Here is a 15,861-nt window from a genome sequence, read left to right on the forward strand (position 1 = left end):
GTCGTGCATGCTACATCGGTCCGGTGACAGCGCCCGGTGGGCGTGTCACCGATGCGCACTGGACGGGAGGCCCGTGGAGCGTGCGCCGATCAGCGCACGTCCCACGGGCCTCCCGTCCGGATCACGTGGTGCGTCTCAGACGCGACTCACGCGCGCGTCGTGAGCGCCGTGTCGGCTGCGAGCAGGACCTTCGCGGCGACCGCGACCCCTTCTTCGCGACCGAGCTCGGTGTCCTCGTGCTCGATGTTGACCCACATGTCCGGGTCCACCTCGCGCAGGGCCTCGAGGAACGCCGACCAGTACGCCTCGTCGTGACCCTTGCCGAGCGCGACGAAGTCCCACGCGGACGGCTTCGGCCACTCGTTGGCCCACTCGTCGCCACCGAGGTTCGTGCGCGGCTCGTCCGGCGACAGCCGACGGAACGAGTTGTCGAGCACGCCGTTGATCGCCGCGTGCGGGTTGATCCGGACGTCCTTCGCGGCGGCGTGGAAGACCAGGTCGCCGAGGTCGCGGACGACCGCCACCGGGTCCATCTGCTGCCAGAACAGGTGACTCGCGTCGAGTTCGACGCCGATGTTCGTCAGGCCACCACGTTCCACGAGCTCGCGGATCGTCGCCGGGTTGAACACCACGTTCTGCGGGTGCAGCTCGAGTGCGACCTTGACCCCGTGCTCGCGGGCGAGGGCGTCGATCTCCTGCCAGAACGGCACGGCGACGCTCCACTGGTACTCGATGACGTCGAGCGCGGCGGAGTTCCAGGCGTTCACGATCCAGTTCGGTCGGGTGCCGCCGGGCTCGCCCGCCGGCAGTCCGGACATCGTGACGACGCGGTCCTGGCCGAGGCGTGCGGCGAGGCGGATGCTGCGCCGGATGTCCTCGGCGTGGGCCTGGCCGATCGCTCGGTCCGGGTGCAGCGGGTTGCCGTTGCAGTTCAGGCCGGCGATGGACACCCCGGTGCCCTCGAACTGCGCGAGGAAGGCGTCACGTGCTGCGTCGTCCTCGAGGATCGCGTCGACGTCCGGCACGTGCACCGGCGGCAGGAACCCGCCGGTGTTCAGCTCGATGCCGGTCAGGCCGTTGCCCGCGATGGCCGTCAGGGCCTCAGCGAGCGGCCGGTCGTGGAAGATCGCGTTGTACAGGCCCAGCTTCATGCGTGCGCTCCTTCGGTGGTGCGGACGGACGGCACGTCGAGGGAGGCCCCACCGGCCCCGGCGGACCGTGCCACCGCGTCGAGGATCTCCATGTTGTGCACGCCGTCGTCGAACGTGGCGTTGGCCGGCAGCGGGTCCGCGACGCCGGCGACCTCGTCGAGGAACGCGCGTGCCTGGTACTCGAACATCTGGTTCTGTCCCCAGCCGACACCGGGCGCGTCCATCGCCATGCCACCGGCGACGTAGGGGTGGTCCGGGCCGAGGACGACCTGGCGGTACCCACCGAGGCGGGAGCCGTCGGACTGCCGCGCGAGGCCGATCTCCGAGGCGCGCTCCTGGTCCCAGCGCGCTGCGCCGTTCTCGCAGAAGACCTCGATGACCAGGCCGTTCGGGTGCGCCGTGGCGACCCGGGACACCTCGAGCGAGCCCACCACGGAGCCGTCGCCGAAGCGTGCGTTGAAGGTGGCGTAGTCGTCGTTCTCGACGTCGGCGAACTCACCGGTCAGCGGGACGGCCTGGCCGCGCAGGGCGAACCCGGCGGCGATCGGGCGCTTCGTGATCGCGGTGGTGAACATGCCGCCGTTGACGCTCTGCACCTCGCCGGCCAGGAACTCGGCGACGTACGCCAGGTGCGAGCCGACGTCGGCGAGGGCTCCGGTGCCGGGGGCACCCGCGAAGCGCCACGAGAAGGGCACGTCGGGCGACGAGCCGTAGTCGGTCCAGTAGCGGGCGGAGACGTGCAGGACGCGGCCGAGCGTGCCGTCCTCGACGAGCTGCTTGATCGCGGCGAGGCCCGGGGCGCGGCGGTAGGTGAAGCCGACGCGGGCGACGAGCCCGCGCTGCGATGCCTCGGTGGCCGCGGTGGCCATCGCCCGTGCGTCCTCGAGCGAGTCCGACAGCGGCTTCTCGCACAGGACGTGCTTGCCGGCGGCCAGCAGCCCCTCGACGATCTCGCGGTGGAGCTTGTTCGCGACGACGACGCTCACGACGTCGATGTCGTCGGCCTCGGCGATGGCTCGCCAGTCCGTGTCGTGGCGGGCGTAGCCGAACCGCTGTGCAGCCTCGGCCGCCAACGGCTCGTGAACGTCGCCGATCGACACGAGCCGCACGGGCGGCAGCGTCGGGGCGAAGAGTGAGGGTGCGTTCCGCCACGCGGCCATGTGGGCCTTGCCCGCCATGCCCGCCCCGATGACGGCGACGCCGATGCTGTCGCTCATGGTTCTCTCCTTCGAGAAGTCCGGTGCCGATTCTGGAACGTTCCAGAACGTGTCGGTAGACTGTAGCCCGACCACCCCATGTCCTGTCAAGGAGCCGCGTGTCACGACCCCCGACGATCATCGACGTCGCGACCCGTGCCGGCGTCTCGAAGTCACTCGTCTCGATGGTGCTCCGCGACGACCCGGGCGTCTCCGACGCACGCCGCTCGGCCGTGCTCGCGGCCGCCGCCGAGCTCGGCTACCGCCCCAACCGCGCCGCCGCGATCCTCGCCGGCACCCGGACCCGCACCGTCGGCGTCATCGTCGACGACTTCCGCAACCCGTGGTTCGTCCCCCTGCTCGACGGCATCCGCGACGCGCTCGCACCGCACGGCCTGCGGCTCACCCTCGCGGACACCCGTGCGAACGCCCACCTCGACTCCTCGCCGTTCGACGACCTCGTCTCACTGCGGGTCGACGGCGTCGTCCTCGCCGCCGAGGGCTTCCCCGACCTCGTCGTGCCGGCCGACACCCCCGTCGTCGTCGCCGGCGCCCGCGCGGACGTGCCCGGCGGACTCGACGTCGTCGCCTCGGACGAGGCCGCCGGCGGCCGGTTGGCAGCGGATCACCTGATCGGGCTCGGTCACCGCCGCATCGTCCACGTCACCGGTTCGGGAGGCCCGGCTGCGGTCCGCCGCGAGGGCACCGTCGCGCGGATGGTCGCGTCCGGCATCGCGCCGCTGGTCTACGGCGACGGCCCGACGTCCGAGACGACCGGGTACGAGGGCACCCGCCGCGCACTGCGGGACCACCCGGACCTGACGGCGGTGTTCGCCGCGAACGACGTCATGGCGATGGGCGCGATCGCCGCCGTCCGCGAAGCCGGACTCCGGGTCCCCGAGGACGTCTCGGTGGTCGGCAACGACGAGACCCCGCTCGCCGCCTCACCCCTGCTGCGCCTGACCACGGTCGACCCGCACAACGACGAGGTCGGGCGGCTCGCGGCGAACCGGCTCGTGGAGCTCGTCGGCGCGGCCGAACGACCCGCTCCGAGCCGGGTCCTGGTGCCGCCGTCGCTCGTCGTGCGGTCCACGACGGCGCCGCCGCGGGCCTGAGACGCCACCACCCCGCGACCGCAGCGCGCGGGGCGGCGGTGATCCGGGCCTCCCGGCCGACGGATCAGACCGTGGCACCCTCGAGCCGGTCGACCGCGACCGCGAGTTCCTCGAGTTCCGGGACCTCGCGCGCTTCGGCGAGCGCCCCCTCGAGCGCAGCGGCGTGGATCGGCGTGGCCGCATCCAGCAGCCGCTGACCGGCGTGGGTGAGCTCGGTGTAGAGCCCGCGGCGGTCGTCGGCGCAGAGCACGCGGGTGAGCAGCGCACGTTCCTCGAGTCGGTTGACCAGCCGGGTCGTGGCGCTCGGGCTGAGGGCCGCTGCACGGGCGAGCTGCTGCATGCGCATGTGGAAGCCGTCCTGCCGGCGCAGCGCATCGAGCACGGTGTACTCGACCACGGACAGGTCGACGTCGCGCAGCGCGCGCTCGAGTCGCGTCTCGATCAGGCCGTGCAGTGCCGCCAGGGTGCGCCAGCCGTGGGCACGGACAGCGGTGGAGGTGTCGTCGACGGACATCGGGCTCCTTCTGGTCGGCTGCGCGGTCGGTCGCCGCGGTCGGTCGCCGCGGTCGGTCGCCGCGGTCGTTGCGGGCGCGTGCAGTTGCTTGCGCTGATACCCCGCGTGTGCAACTATCGATACCGCGCGTCTGCAACAACTAGCGTACGCGGCACAGCGCCACCGCACAACGGAAGGAACCCCCATGCCCGCGGGACTCATCGCCCTCGCACTCGGCGGATTCGGCATCGGACTGACCGAGTTCGTCATCACCGGCCTGCTGCCCGAGGTCGCCGCCGACTACGACGTCACCGAGACCACGGCCGGCTGGCTCGTCACCGGCTACGCACTCGCCGTCATCGTCGGCGCCCTCGGCTTGACCGCCGCCACCACCCGACTCCCCCGCAAGCCCGTCCTGCTCGGGCTGCTCGTGCTGTTCATCATCGGCAACACGCTGTCGGCGATCGCACCGACCTACGAGGTCATGATGTCCGGACGCGTCATCGCCGCCCTGTGCCACGGTGCGTTCTTCGGCATCGGCTCCGTCGTTGCCGCGAACATGGTCGAACGGTCGAAGCGTGCCTCCGCGGTCGCCCTGATGTTCACGGGACTGACGGCGTCGAACGTGCTCGGGGTGCCGTTCGGCACGTTCCTCGGCCAGGCGCTCGGCTGGCGTTCGACCTTCTGGGCCATCGTCGCGATCGGTGTCGTCGCCCTGGTCGGCGTCCTCGTGCTCGTCCCCGCCGTCCGTCAGACCGAGACCCCGTCACTGGCCCGCGAGCTCCGGGTCTTCCGCTCCGGCCAGGTGTGGCTGTCGCTCGGCATGACCGTGCTCGGCTACGGCGGGATGTTCGGGGCGTTCACCTACATCGCGTACACGCTGACCTCGGTGTCCGGCTTCCCGTCCTCGGCGGTGCCGTGGCTGCTCGTGGTGTTCGGCCTCGGGCTGTTCGTCGGGAACTTCGTCGGCGGCAAGCTCGCCGCACGCTCGATCGACCGGACCCTGCTCGTCGTGCTCGTCGCCCTCACCGTGGTGCTCGGACTGTTCGCCCTCGTCGCGACCTCGCCCGTGCTGACCGTCATCGCCCTCGTGCTCATGGGCACCTTCGGGTTCGCAACTGTGCCGGCCCTGCAGACGCGCGTGATGCAGTACGCGGACCACGCGCCGACCCTGGCGAGCGGGGCGAACATCGCGGCGTTCAACCTCGGGAACGCGCTCGGTGCCTGGATCGGTGGGCTCACCATCGCCGCCGGGCTCGGCTACACCTCGCCGATCTGGGCGGGCGCGGGGATCACCCTGGCCGCCGTGGCCCTGACGCTCGTCGCCATGGGTGCCGTGCGGCGTGGGCGTTCGCGCGGCGCTGGCGAGCTGACCTCGACGGGGAGCGTCGCGACGGCCTGACGGCAGCCCGGCAGAACCTGGTTCCGGACACAGCACCACGCCGTTCCGCGGCGCCGTGTCCGGAACCTGGTTCACGCGGCGTGCAGACCAGCACGGAGACGACGAAACCCCGGTCCGATCGGACCGGGGTTTCATGGAGTGCGGAGACGGAGGGATTTGAACCCTCGGTCCCCTAAAGGGGACTCCACCTTAGCAGGGTGGTGCACTCGGCCGGACTATGCGACGTCTCCAAGCACTCTCGCGAGCGCTCCGACCACCATACAGGAGGACCGGGCCACTCTCGACCCGACCGCACCCCGCGCGTGGCACGGTCGCAGAACGCGGGTCCCCCGAAGTGGGGACACCTCGGGGTTGTCCCGACGTACCCCGGTGAATAGCATCATCGAGACGCGGCGATCACATTCCGGGGCTCGTCCCCGTAGTCGCGACACAGCACCGACGTCGCTCTCCGAGCCGGGCCCGGCGCGCCCGGTTGTCTGGCGCCCGCTCGGGGAGCGGCTTCCGGGGGCGCGGTCCACCACCGCGCCCCCGCTTCTGCGTCCGGGCATGGCGGCCGACCAGTACGCGAAAGCGACAGTGCCCCAGCACGGCCCGTGGTCTGTGCCGTCAGCGCGACAGTGTGCCGCCGATGTTCGGCGGCAGACTGTCGCTTTCGCGTGGGCGGGAGCCCGGCGAACCCAGAGCCCCAGCCGGGTCAGTAGCCGAAGGCCTTGGAGCAGGTTTCCTGGTCGGCGGACTGCCCCTCGAGCCCGTCGATGGTCTCCGGCGTCGCGGATGCCGTCGGAGCAGCAGCGGGTGTGGACGGAGTACCGGCGGCAGGCGACGACGGCGCAGCAGCCGCGGGTGAGGACGCCGGAGCCGACGGCGCCGCAGCAGCCGGCGCCGAGGCCGCTTCCGACGGCGCCGCGTTCGCCTCGGACCCGATGCCCGTGCTGTCCTCCCCCAGGGAGAACGACTGGTCCGCCTTGATCTTCGCGAACAACTGGTCGGCCAGGTACGTCGTCGGCTGGACCTTGCCCTCGTAGACCCCGGTCCCGCCGGTCGTGCCCGGGTACTGCACGAAGTTCACCTGCGACAGCGGGAGGTCCTGCAGCGCCCGACCCATCTGCACCATCGTCCCGATGTCGTTCAGGCTCTGGGACAGCTGCATGTTCGACGCTGCGGCGCGGGCCAGCTTGTACAGGGTGGTCGGCGACGTGAGGGTGTCGTTCGACTTCACGGTCCGGAGCAGCGACGACAGGAACACCTGCTGGCTCGAGATCCGACCGAGGTCGGAACCGTCACCGACGCCGTGCCGGGTCCGGAGGAACGCGAGGGCTTCGTCGCCCTGCAGGGTCGAGGTGCCGGCGGGCAGGTCGAGCCCGGTGTAGGGGTCCTCGATCGGCTGCGCCACGCAGACCGGCACACCACCGATCGCGTTCGACATCTCGATCACGCCGTTGAACGAGACCGCGGCCGAGTACTGGATGTCCAGGCCGGTGAGCCCCTGCACGGTCTGGGTCACGCAGTTCAGCCCGCCGTCGCTGAACGAGGTGTTGATCGGCTGCGCAGCCATGGCCGGCGCGGTGCCGGAGCCGGAGCCGTCGGTCTTCTTGCACGCGGGGATCGGGGTGACGAGGTCGCGGGGGATGCTCACCGCGGTCGCGTTGGTGTGGTCCGCCGAGACGTGGAGCAGGATGTTGACGTCGTTGAGCGTCGCGTCGCGCTTCCCGAACTCCGCGGACTGGTCCGGGTCGTTGTCCGTCCCGACGACGAGCATGTTGAAGCCGCCCTTGTACGCGCTGAGCGACGGGGCCTTGGTGCCGTTCGATCGCGGCGCGGGCTGCCCCTCGATCTGCACGCCGTCACCGAGGTCGTCGGTCACCTGCTTCGCGGCGATCGCGGCGACCGAGGCGGTGCTGACGAGCGCGACTGCGGCCACGCTCGCGACCAGCGCAGCGACGGTCCGGAAGGGTCCGGACCGACGGAGACGTCCGTGCCGTGCGATCCCGTCGGCTCGGTTGAGACGGTGGGAGCGATCGCGGACGTCGTTCACGGGCTCTCCTGTCGTCGGTGGACGCGCCTGGGGTGGCAACCGGTCAAGGCTGCCACGGAGATCCCTGGCGATCCAGTGCGGACGACGTCGGAGCGGACCCACCGATCCGCCGTCGACCCCCGGATCCGCGGGGCTCGATGCCGACCTGTGCGAACCCGCAGCCGGGACGACTCAGGAGGCCACGGCCACCCGGAACCGGTCCGGCAGGGCGATGAGCGCCGCCGCGAGCTCGAGCAGCACCACGGCGCAGTCGTCGAGCGAATCGCGCTCCGCTGCCCGCACGGCCTGGTCGACGAGGTCGAGTCGCCGCGCCCGGTCGACCACGGCGTCGATCCCGTTGGCCAGGGCGACGTCGTCGGTGAAGAACGTGTCGAGCACGGTGCGCTGCGACAGCATCCAGTCGGCACTGACCGAGGCGCCGGTTCGGCGGAGGAACCATGCCGCGAGCTCGACGAAGGCCCCGGCCTCGGTCCAGCACTCGCGGAGCCAGGCCGGGTCGAAGCGGTCGTCGTGGCCCGTGCCGCTCACCGGCGGGTCGACGACCAGTGCCCGGGCGATGCGCAGGCGCTCGGTCATCTGCCCGACGGTCCACTGCGTGATCACCACGCCGACGTACCGCTGCACGGTGACGAGCTGATGGGACTCGAGCGAGACGAGGGCTTCGCGCACCGGCGTGCGGGAGACCCGCATGTCCTCGGCGATGGTGTCGAGGCGCAGACGCTGCCCACGGCGGTACTCGCCGCGCAGGACGTTGTCGAGCAAGCGGAGGAAGACTGCGTCGCGCAGCAGACTGCGCCGGAGGCCGTGGGGATCGCGGTCGCCACGGCCCACACGCATCGGTGACTGCTCCATCGCGCCAGCCTCACGCACGGCGGTCGCCCTGGCCGACCGCACCGGCACCGTCGTGGATCGTCGTGGTGGGTGTCGCGCTGTGGAGGAGTGCCATGCCAGCACCGTGACACCACGATGGCGGCCGTGCTAAACACTCTGAATACAGAATGTTGCATGGCCGCCGTCGCTGTTCAGCGCCGCTGCTGTTCCGCGTCCCCGGTCAGGACGGACAGGGGCTGGGTGACGTCCTCGAGCCCCTTCCGTGCGGCATCGACCCCGAAGACCAGGGCTATCACCCCACCGCCGATCATCACCGCAGACCCGAGCAGGTACCCCCAGAAGAGCGGTTCACGCGAGGACCCGTCCCCGATGAAGGCACCGTAGATCAGCGGTGCGACCGCACCAAAGACCTGCGCGAGCGCGAAGAAGTACGAGATGGCCTGCGACCGCAGCTCGAGGGGGAAGATCTCGCTGACCGTCAGGTACGCGCTCGAGGCACCGGCGGAAGCGAAGAAGAACGACACGCACCAGAAGGCCACCTGCACCGTCGCCGAGATCGCGTCGGCGCGGAAGAGGAACGCAGAGGTCGCCAGGACGAGCCCCGACACCAGGTACGTCAGGAAGATCATCTGCCGACGGCCCCACGTGTCGAAGAACCGACCGAGGATGATCGGTCCGAGCAGGTTCCCGATCGCGAACGGGAAGAAGTAGATCGACGTCTGCGCGGTCTTCAGGCCGAAGAAGTTCGTCAGGACGAGCGCGTAGGTGAAGAAGATCGCGTTGTAGAGGAACGCCTGCGTGATCATCATCGACGCACCGACCAGGGTGCGCGTCGGGTACTGCTTGAGCAGCACGCGCGCGATGGTCAGGAACCCGACGCGGTCGGTCGGCGTGACGGTCATGGCCTTCGACTCGTCGACGTCCGGCAGCCGCTTGCCCGTGGACTTCTCGACCGCCTCCTCGATCTGGGTGACGGTCGCTTCGGCCTCTTCCTCGCGCCCGTGGGTCATGAGCCAGCGCGGACTCTCGGGGATGTGCCGCCGCAGGAAGATGATCGCGATGCCGAGCACCGGGCCGAGGAAGAAGCCGATGCGCCAGCCGATGCTCTCCGAGAAGTTGGCCGTGTCGAGCAGGTAGATGTTCGCGAAGGCGCCGAGCGCGGCGCCGCCCCAGTAGGTGCCGTTGATGGCGATGTCGACGTGGCCGCGGTACTTCGCGGGGATCAGTTCGTCGATCGCCGAGTTGATCGCCGCGTACTCGCCGCCGATGCCGAGACCGGCGACGAACCGGAACGCGGCCAGGAACCAGAAGTCCTGGGCGAGACCGGCGACGCCCGAGCCGATCAGGTAGATCGCGAGCGTCAGGATGAAGAGCTTGCGCCGCCCGAGCCGGTCGGACATGCGCCCGAACACCAGCGCTCCGACCACCTGGCCGACCAGGTAGATCGTGCCGAGGGAGGTCACCTGTTGCGTCGACAGGTTCAGGTCGGCCTGGAAGCCGGCGTTGGAGACGATCTGGATCTCCAGACCGTCCAGGATCCAGGAGACCCCGAGTCCGACGACGACACTCCAGTGGAACCTCGTCCACGGCAGTCTGTCCATCCTGGCGGGGACCAGGCTCTTGATCGCCCCGTTCGTGCTGCTCACGAGAGGGGAACCTACGCCGAGATCGGCGAGATGGTTCACATTCGGTACGACGGGGCCGGCTCGGAGCCGGATCCCCCTATCGAATCCGGCTCCGATGCCGGAGCCTCAATCATTGCGGTTGCTATGGAAACCCACAAGCGGACGGGAGGCGCGGTGCCAGCTGGCACCGTGCCTCCCGTCCGCAACGGCGTAACGTCCAGAACGTGACCCGACCCGACATCCGCACGGTCGGCGAGCTCCGCACTTCTGGCCACGTCCAGAAGACGGTCCGCGCCGAGATCCGCGACAACCTGCTCACCGCGCTGCGCGCGGGAGACGACCCCTGGCCCGGCCTGCACGGGTTCGAGACGACCGTGATCCCGCAACTCGAACGTGCCCTGATCGCCGGACACGACGTCGTCCTGCTCGGTGAGCGCGGCCAGGGCAAGACCCGCCTGCTCCGCACCCTGCAGGGCTTGCTCGACGAGTGGACCCCGGTGATCACCGGCTCCGAGCTCGGCGAGCACCCCTACGAGCCCATCACCACCGCGAGCGCCCGCCGAGCCGACGACCTCGGCGACGCCCTGCCGATCTCGTGGCGGCACCGCGACGACCGCTACGTCGAGAAGCTCGCGACGCCGGACACGAGCGTCGCCGACCTGATCGGCGACGTCGACCCGATGAAGGTCGCCGAAGGGCGCAGCCTGGGCGACCCGGAGACCATCCACTTCGGACTCGTCCCACGGGGCCACCGCGGCATCGTCGCGATCAACGAGCTGCCCGACCTCGCCGAACGCATCCAGGTGGCGATGCTCAACGTGATGGAGGAACGCGACGTCCAGATCCGTGGCTACGTGCTCCGACTCCCCCTCGACGTGCTCGTGGTGGCCAGCGCGAACCCGGAGGACTACACGAACCGCGGCCGGATCATCACGCCGCTGAAGGACCGCTTCGGCGCGGAGATCCGCACCCACTACCCGATCGAACTCGAGGACGAGATCGCGGTCATCCGGCAGGAAGCGCAGCTCGCCGCCGAGGTGCCGGACGCGATCGTCGAGATACTCGCCCGCTTCACCCGTGCCCTGCGCGGGTCGAGCGCGGTCGACCAGCGCAGCGGTGTCAGCGCCCGGTTCGCGATCGCCGGCGCCGAGACGGTCGCCGCGGCGGCCGTGCACCGTGCAGCACGCCAGGGTGAGCCGGAGGCCGTCGCTCGACCGATCGACCTCGAGACGGCGGTCGACGTGCTCGGCGGCAAGATCGAGTTCGAGAACGGCGAAGAGGACCGCGCGGACGAGGTCCTCGAGCACCTGCTGCGGACCGCCACGGCCGAGACGGTGCGTGCCCGGTTCCGCGGACTCGACTTCGGGGTGCTCGTCGAGGCGCTCGACGGCGGGACGATGGTGACGACGGGCGAACAGGTCGGGGCGCGGGCGTTCCTCGAGGGGCTGCCGTCGATCGGCGAGTCCGACCTGTACGACCAGGTGTGCGAGCGTCTCGGTGCCACGAACGACGGCGAGCGCGCGGGTGCGATCGAACTCGCGCTCGAGGGGCTCTTCCTCGCCCGCCGCATCAGCAAGGAGTCCGGCGGGGGCGAAGCCGTCTATGGCTAGGCAGAACCGACGACTGACGCGGGACACCCGGTACGGGGCATACACCGACGGACCGGATCCGCTCGCGCCGCCCGCCGACCTCGCCGAAGCGCTCGACGCCATCGGGCAGGACGTGATGGCCGGCACCTCACCGGAGCGCGCGATGCGGGAGTTCCTGCGCCGTGGCGGCCGGACGCAGCGCGGACTCGACGACCTCGCGCGCAAGGTCGCGGAACGGCGCCGCGAACTCACCGCGAAGAACAACCTCGACGGCACCCTGCAGCAGGTCCGCGAGCTGCTCGACCAGGCGCTCCGCGCCGAACGCGGCGAACTCGCCCGCAACGTCGAGCTCGACGACGGCGACCGCGCCCTGGCCGAGATGCAGCTCGACAGCCTGTCCCCGTCGCCGGCCGCCGCGGTGCAGGAGCTCGGCGGGTACGACTGGACGAGCCGCGAGGCCCGGCAGAAGTACGACGAGATCAAGGACCTGCTCGGTCGCGAGGTGCTCGACCAGCGCTTCGCGGGCATGAAGCAGGCGCTCGAGGGCGCCACGGACGAAGACCGCGCCGCGGTCAGCGCGATGATGCAGGACCTCAACCAGCTGCTCGAGGACCACCGCGCCGGCACCGACTCGCAGGAGCAGTTCGACGCGTTCATGGCGGAGCATGGCGAGTACTTCCCGTCGAACCCCGCGAACGTCGACGAGCTGCTCGACGACCTCGCGGCACGGGCCGCCGCCGCCCAGCGGATGCGGAACTCGATGACCGAGGAGCAGCGCGACGAACTCGACGCCCTCGCCCAGCAGGCCTTCGGCTCCCCCGACCTGATGGGGCAGCTGTCCCAGCTCGACGGCAACCTGCGGTCCCTGCGCCCCGGTGAGGACTGTGGCGGATCCGAGCGCATGGAGGGCGACCAGGGGCTCGGGCTCGGCGACGGGACCGGGGTCTTCCAGGACATCGCCGACCTCGACGCCCTCGCGGACCAACTCGCCCAGTCCGGCCCCGGTTCCGAGCTCGACGACCTGGACCTCGACGCCCTGACCCGGCAGCTCGGTGCCGAGGCCGCCGTGGACGCCAGGACCCTGCAGCAGCTCGAGAAGGCCCTGCGGAACTCCGGGGCGATGCGCCGCGGAGCGGACGGGCAGCTCCGGCTCACCCCGAAGGCCATGCGGCAGCTCGGCAAGAGCCTGCTCCGTGACGTCGCCGAGCGGATGTCCGGCCGACAGGGTGCCCGCGACATCCGGCAGTCCGGCGCGGCCGGCGAACCCTCGGGCGCGACCCGGCAGTGGGCGTACGGCGACACCGAGCCGTGGGACGTCACCCGGTCGATCACGAACGCGCTGACCCGGACCGCGGCCGACGGGCGGGTCGGCCCCGGCGTCCGCCTGACCATCGACGACGTCGAGGTGCAGGAGACCGAGTCCCGCACACAGGCCTGCGTGGCGCTGCTCGTCGACACGTCGTTCTCGATGGCGATGGAGGACCGCTGGGTGCCGATGAAGCGCACGGCCCTGGCGCTGCACACGCTCGTCTCGACGCGGTTCCGCGGCGACGACCTGCAACTGATCGCGTTCGGACGCGAGGCCGAGGTCGTGGACATCGAGCAGCTCGTGGGTCTCGACGCCATGTGGGACAAGGGCACGAACCTGCACCACGCGCTGCTCCTCGCCAACCGGCACTTCCGGAGGCACCCGACCGCCCAACCCGTGCTGCTCATCGTCACCGACGGGGAACCGACGTCGCACCTCGAGCCGAACGGACAGGTGTGGTTCGACTACCCGCCGGACCCCGTGACGATCGCACTGACCGTTCGGGAGCTCGAGAACGCCGGTCGGCTCGGCGCCCAGACGACGTTCTTCCGCCTCGGCGACGACCCGGGGCTCGCACGGTTCATCGACGCGATGGCGAAGCGGGTGGACGGCTCGGTCGTCGCTCCGGAGAACGACGACCTCGGTGTCGCCGTCGTGGGGTCGTACCTGGGGTCGCGCCGCGGCGGGCAGTCGTTGTTCGACTAGCCGCCGAGTCGATCCCGACAGGGGCTGTTGCGCGGGGTTCCGCAGTCGTATGCTGAGCGCCACCACAGTTGCCCCAGACCCCGGCCGCCGTGATCGTTCTTCCCGCGCTGACCTCGTCGGCGCGCCGGAAGCGGTCGGCCGAGTGCACCTGATCCGTTCTCGACCGGTCGACTCCCGCGGGGTCCCGGAGTGCAACGGCGCACGCCACCGGACGCCACGGGTCTCCGCGTCCACGAATCACGGACGCGGACCGGTCGGTGGGGTCCGGACCCGACGGGCCCCACCGTCCCGGACCGGGATGTCCACGGCCGGCCGTGGTCGCCACGGCAGGCCGGGCCGGGGCGCCGGCTCACGACGGGTGCGTCAGAACAAGGGCCACGGCACCGCGGGGCCGTGCCCCGGCGGTGGCGGGAAGATGCCGACGGCCCGCAGCGCCGCACACCGCGCGCGCACCGTGTCGACCTCTTCCGGCGTCAGGTGTTCGGCGAGTTCGTCACCCAGGGCACCGCGGAGCGCTTCCGACACCCGGTCGAGCCCCTCGAGTTCGTCCGGTCCGAGCGGCTCGCCGATCCAGCCCCACAGCACCGTGCGGAGCTTGTGCTCGACGTGGAAGGCCAGCCCGTGGTCGACACCGAACCGGTGTCCGTCGGGCATCGCCAGCACGTGCCCGCCCTTGCGGTCGGCGTTGTTCACCACGACGTCGAAGACGGCCATGCGGCGCAACGCCTCGGAGTCCTCGTGCACGAGCGTCACCGGCTGGTCGTGCTCGTCGATCGCCTCGAGCACGGGCAGCCACGGCGAACCGTCCGCCTCGGCGGCCTCGGGGGTGACGAGGTCGACGGCGTCCTGGTCCGGGTCGATCGTCTGCCAGCGCTGCACCATGCCGGGGCCGAACGGGCCGTCACCGAGCCACGTCGGTGGCACGATGCCCCAGCCGAACGCCTCGGACACCAGGTGGGCCGCGACCTCGCGGCCGGCGAGCGTGCCGTCCGGGAAGTCCCAGAGCGGGCGTTCCCCCTCGATCGGCTTGTAGACGACCGCCTCGCCGTCCAGCTCGGCCAGGAAGGTCGCGTTCGAGGCCTCGCGGATCCGCGCCGTGATGCTCAGTGAGCCGTCGCTCATGCGTCGCCGGGCGGACGGCCGGCGGCGACGATCTCGCGGGTGCGCTCGACGAACGCGCGAGCGGTGCCGACCGGGATCTTGACCTGGAAGAGCTCGTCGGGTTCGGGGATCTCGACGACCGCCTCGATCTCGAGGCCGTCCTCGCTCTCCTCGGACACGATCTCGACGTCGTCGTCGATCGGGTACGCCTCGATGACCACCTGCGCCGTCGACGGGTCGAAGCCCAGGCTCAGGGCACCGGCACGGAACTCGGGCTCCACCGGCTGGTCGAGCGGCTCCGGGTCGCGGAGCTCGACGGGGGCGGTGTCCGGCACGCTGAAGCGGTTCGCCTCGACCGTGGCGACCTCGTCCAGCAGCTCGTCGATCTTCTCGGCGAGCACGGCGGTCTGCTCCTTCTCGAGGGCGACGCTCGTGACGCGCTTGCCGGAGCGGGCCTGCAAGTAGAAGGCGCGCTCGCCCGGACGGCCGATGGTGCCGACGACGAGGCGGTCCGGCCAGTCGAAGCCGTGGACGATGGAGGGCATACCCGCATTGTAGGAGTGCGGGCCTGCGCCCGTTCAGGGTCTGGCAGGGCCTGCCTCGGACGGGGCCTCCGGATGTCCGGCCCCGCCGCCGACCGCTGCGTCCCCGCTGGGCGCCGGAGCGGTCGCGAGCCACGACAGATCGCCGGACTCGGTGTTCGTCGCGACCACCTCGGGCCGGTGCTCGCCGTACCGCACGACCGACACCGACGCCGGCCCGACGCCGATGCGTTGGAACAGGTCGAGGTGCATGCCGAACGCGTCGGCCAGGACGGACTTGATGATGTCGCCGTGGCTCACCGCGACCCAGACCGCTCCGGGCCCGTGCTCGACCTCGACCTCGGCGTCGATGCGCCGGACGGCCGACACCGCCCGGGACTGCATGGTCTGCATGGACTCGCCGCCGGGGAACACCACGGCGCTCGGGTTCGCCTGCACCGTCCGCCAGAGCGGCTCCTTCGCCAGGTCGGCGAGCTTCCGCCCCTGCCACTCGCCGTAGTCCGCCTCGGTGATCGCCCGCTCGATGGCCGACGCGGGGTCGCCCGACTGTCGCTCCAGGATCGCCCGGGCCGTCTGCCGGCACCGCTCGAGCGGACTCGACACGACGGCGACGACCGGCACGGCAGCGATGCGCTCCGCGGTGCGGTCGGCCTGCTTCCGGCCGACGGCGTCGAGTCGCACGCCGGCGGTGCGTCCGGCGAGCACGCCCGTGGCGTTCGCGGTGGTGCGTCCGTGTCGGACGAGGAGGACGGTCGCCATGTGCCCGA

General features: G+C 71.1%; 13 protein-coding genes and 1 tRNA gene. 4 read left to right on the forward strand and 10 right to left on the reverse strand.

Going from position 1 to position 15,861, the window contains the following annotated elements; translation table 11 throughout:
- Positions 1 to 146: 146 nt before the first annotated feature.
- Both EDF47_RS04300 and EDF47_RS04305 read right to left on the reverse strand, forming a co-directional pair.
- Positions 147 to 1,151 (reverse strand): sugar phosphate isomerase/epimerase, encoded by a 1,005-nt coding sequence (locus EDF47_RS04300; RefSeq protein ID WP_133937621.1) that lies wholly within the window; start codon positions 1,149 to 1,151, stop codon positions 147 to 149.
- A complete protein-coding gene (locus tag EDF47_RS04305) occupies positions 1,148 to 2,368 on the reverse strand; it encodes a Gfo/Idh/MocA family oxidoreductase (RefSeq protein ID WP_133937623.1) in 1,221 nt (406 codons plus the stop codon). The genes EDF47_RS04300 and EDF47_RS04305 overlap by 4 nt, the downstream gene beginning before the upstream one ends.
- A gap of 98 nt (positions 2,369 to 2,466) precedes the next feature.
- On the opposite strand from EDF47_RS04305, the gene EDF47_RS04310 reads away from it, so the two are divergent.
- Positions 2,467 to 3,462 carry a LacI family DNA-binding transcriptional regulator gene (locus tag EDF47_RS04310; protein WP_123291869.1) on the forward strand — a complete coding sequence of 332 codons (996 nt, stop codon included), beginning with the start codon at positions 2,467 to 2,469 and terminating at the stop codon, positions 3,460 to 3,462.
- A 64-nt stretch (positions 3,463 to 3,526) separates the two neighbouring features.
- Here EDF47_RS04310 and EDF47_RS04315 read toward each other — a convergent pair whose 3' ends face one another.
- The gene (locus tag EDF47_RS04315) at positions 3,527 to 3,976 is read right to left on the reverse strand and encodes a MarR family transcriptional regulator (protein WP_111084650.1); all 450 of its coding nucleotides are present in this window, start codon (positions 3,974 to 3,976) and stop codon (positions 3,527 to 3,529) included.
- 184 nt (positions 3,977 to 4,160) lie between these two features.
- Between EDF47_RS04315 and EDF47_RS04320 the strand changes: the two genes are divergently transcribed.
- Positions 4,161 to 5,357, forward strand: coding sequence for an MFS transporter (locus EDF47_RS04320; protein ID WP_133937625.1), 1,197 nt, complete (start codon positions 4,161 to 4,163; stop codon positions 5,355 to 5,357).
- Between the two features lie 141 nt (positions 5,358 to 5,498).
- On the opposite strand, the gene EDF47_RS04325 is transcribed toward EDF47_RS04320, so the two are convergent.
- From EDF47_RS04325 to EDF47_RS04340, 4 genes are all read right to left on the reverse strand, one after another.
- Positions 5,499 to 5,587 (reverse strand) — tRNA-Ser (locus tag EDF47_RS04325).
- A 464-nt stretch (positions 5,588 to 6,051) separates the two neighbouring features.
- Positions 6,052 to 7,392: an LCP family protein gene (locus EDF47_RS04330; protein WP_133937627.1), complete on the reverse strand. Its 1,341-nt coding sequence runs from the start codon at positions 7,390 to 7,392 to the stop codon at positions 6,052 to 6,054.
- A 171-nt stretch (positions 7,393 to 7,563) separates the two neighbouring features.
- Complete coding sequence (locus EDF47_RS04335) at positions 7,564 to 8,244, reverse strand: GntR family transcriptional regulator (RefSeq protein ID WP_133937629.1); 681 nt, start codon at positions 8,242 to 8,244, stop codon at positions 7,564 to 7,566.
- A gap of 170 nt (positions 8,245 to 8,414) precedes the next feature.
- Positions 8,415 to 9,869, reverse strand: a complete 1,455-nt coding sequence (locus EDF47_RS04340) for an MFS transporter (RefSeq protein ID WP_311316753.1) — start codon at positions 9,867 to 9,869, stop codon at positions 8,415 to 8,417.
- A gap of 203 nt (positions 9,870 to 10,072) precedes the next feature.
- On the opposite strand from EDF47_RS04340, the gene EDF47_RS04345 reads away from it, so the two are divergent.
- Together EDF47_RS04345 and EDF47_RS04350 are read left to right on the forward strand one after the other, a co-directional pair.
- Positions 10,073 to 11,458, forward strand: a complete 1,386-nt coding sequence (locus EDF47_RS04345; RefSeq protein WP_131921485.1) for an AAA family ATPase — start codon at positions 10,073 to 10,075, stop codon at positions 11,456 to 11,458.
- Positions 11,451 to 13,451: a VWA domain-containing protein gene (locus tag EDF47_RS04350; protein ID WP_133937631.1), complete on the forward strand. Its 2,001-nt coding sequence runs from the start codon at positions 11,451 to 11,453 to the stop codon at positions 13,449 to 13,451. Before EDF47_RS04345 ends, EDF47_RS04350 begins: the two co-directional genes overlap by 8 nt.
- Positions 13,452 to 13,814: 363 nt before the next feature.
- On the opposite strand, the gene EDF47_RS04355 is transcribed toward EDF47_RS04350, so the two are convergent.
- The 3 genes from EDF47_RS04355 to EDF47_RS04365 are packed head-to-tail and all read right to left on the reverse strand — an operon-like array spanning position 13,815 to position 15,853.
- Positions 13,815 to 14,573 (reverse strand): SCO1664 family protein, encoded by a 759-nt coding sequence (locus tag EDF47_RS04355; RefSeq protein WP_123291860.1) that lies wholly within the window; start codon positions 14,571 to 14,573, stop codon positions 13,815 to 13,817.
- Positions 14,570 to 15,097 carry a DUF3090 domain-containing protein gene (locus EDF47_RS04360; protein ID WP_123291859.1) on the reverse strand — a complete coding sequence of 176 codons (528 nt, stop codon included), beginning with the start codon at positions 15,095 to 15,097 and terminating at the stop codon, positions 14,570 to 14,572. The genes EDF47_RS04355 and EDF47_RS04360 overlap by 4 nt, the downstream gene beginning before the upstream one ends.
- 33 nt (positions 15,098 to 15,130) lie before the next feature.
- Positions 15,131 to 15,853, reverse strand: a complete 723-nt coding sequence (locus EDF47_RS04365) for an MSMEG_4193 family putative phosphomutase (RefSeq protein ID WP_133937633.1) — start codon at positions 15,851 to 15,853, stop codon at positions 15,131 to 15,133.
- Positions 15,854 to 15,861 lie beyond the last annotated feature (8 nt).

Origin of the sequence: Curtobacterium sp. PhB190 (assembly GCF_004365385.1) — a bacterium.
Lineage (GTDB): Bacteria > Actinomycetota > Actinomycetes > Actinomycetales > Microbacteriaceae > Curtobacterium.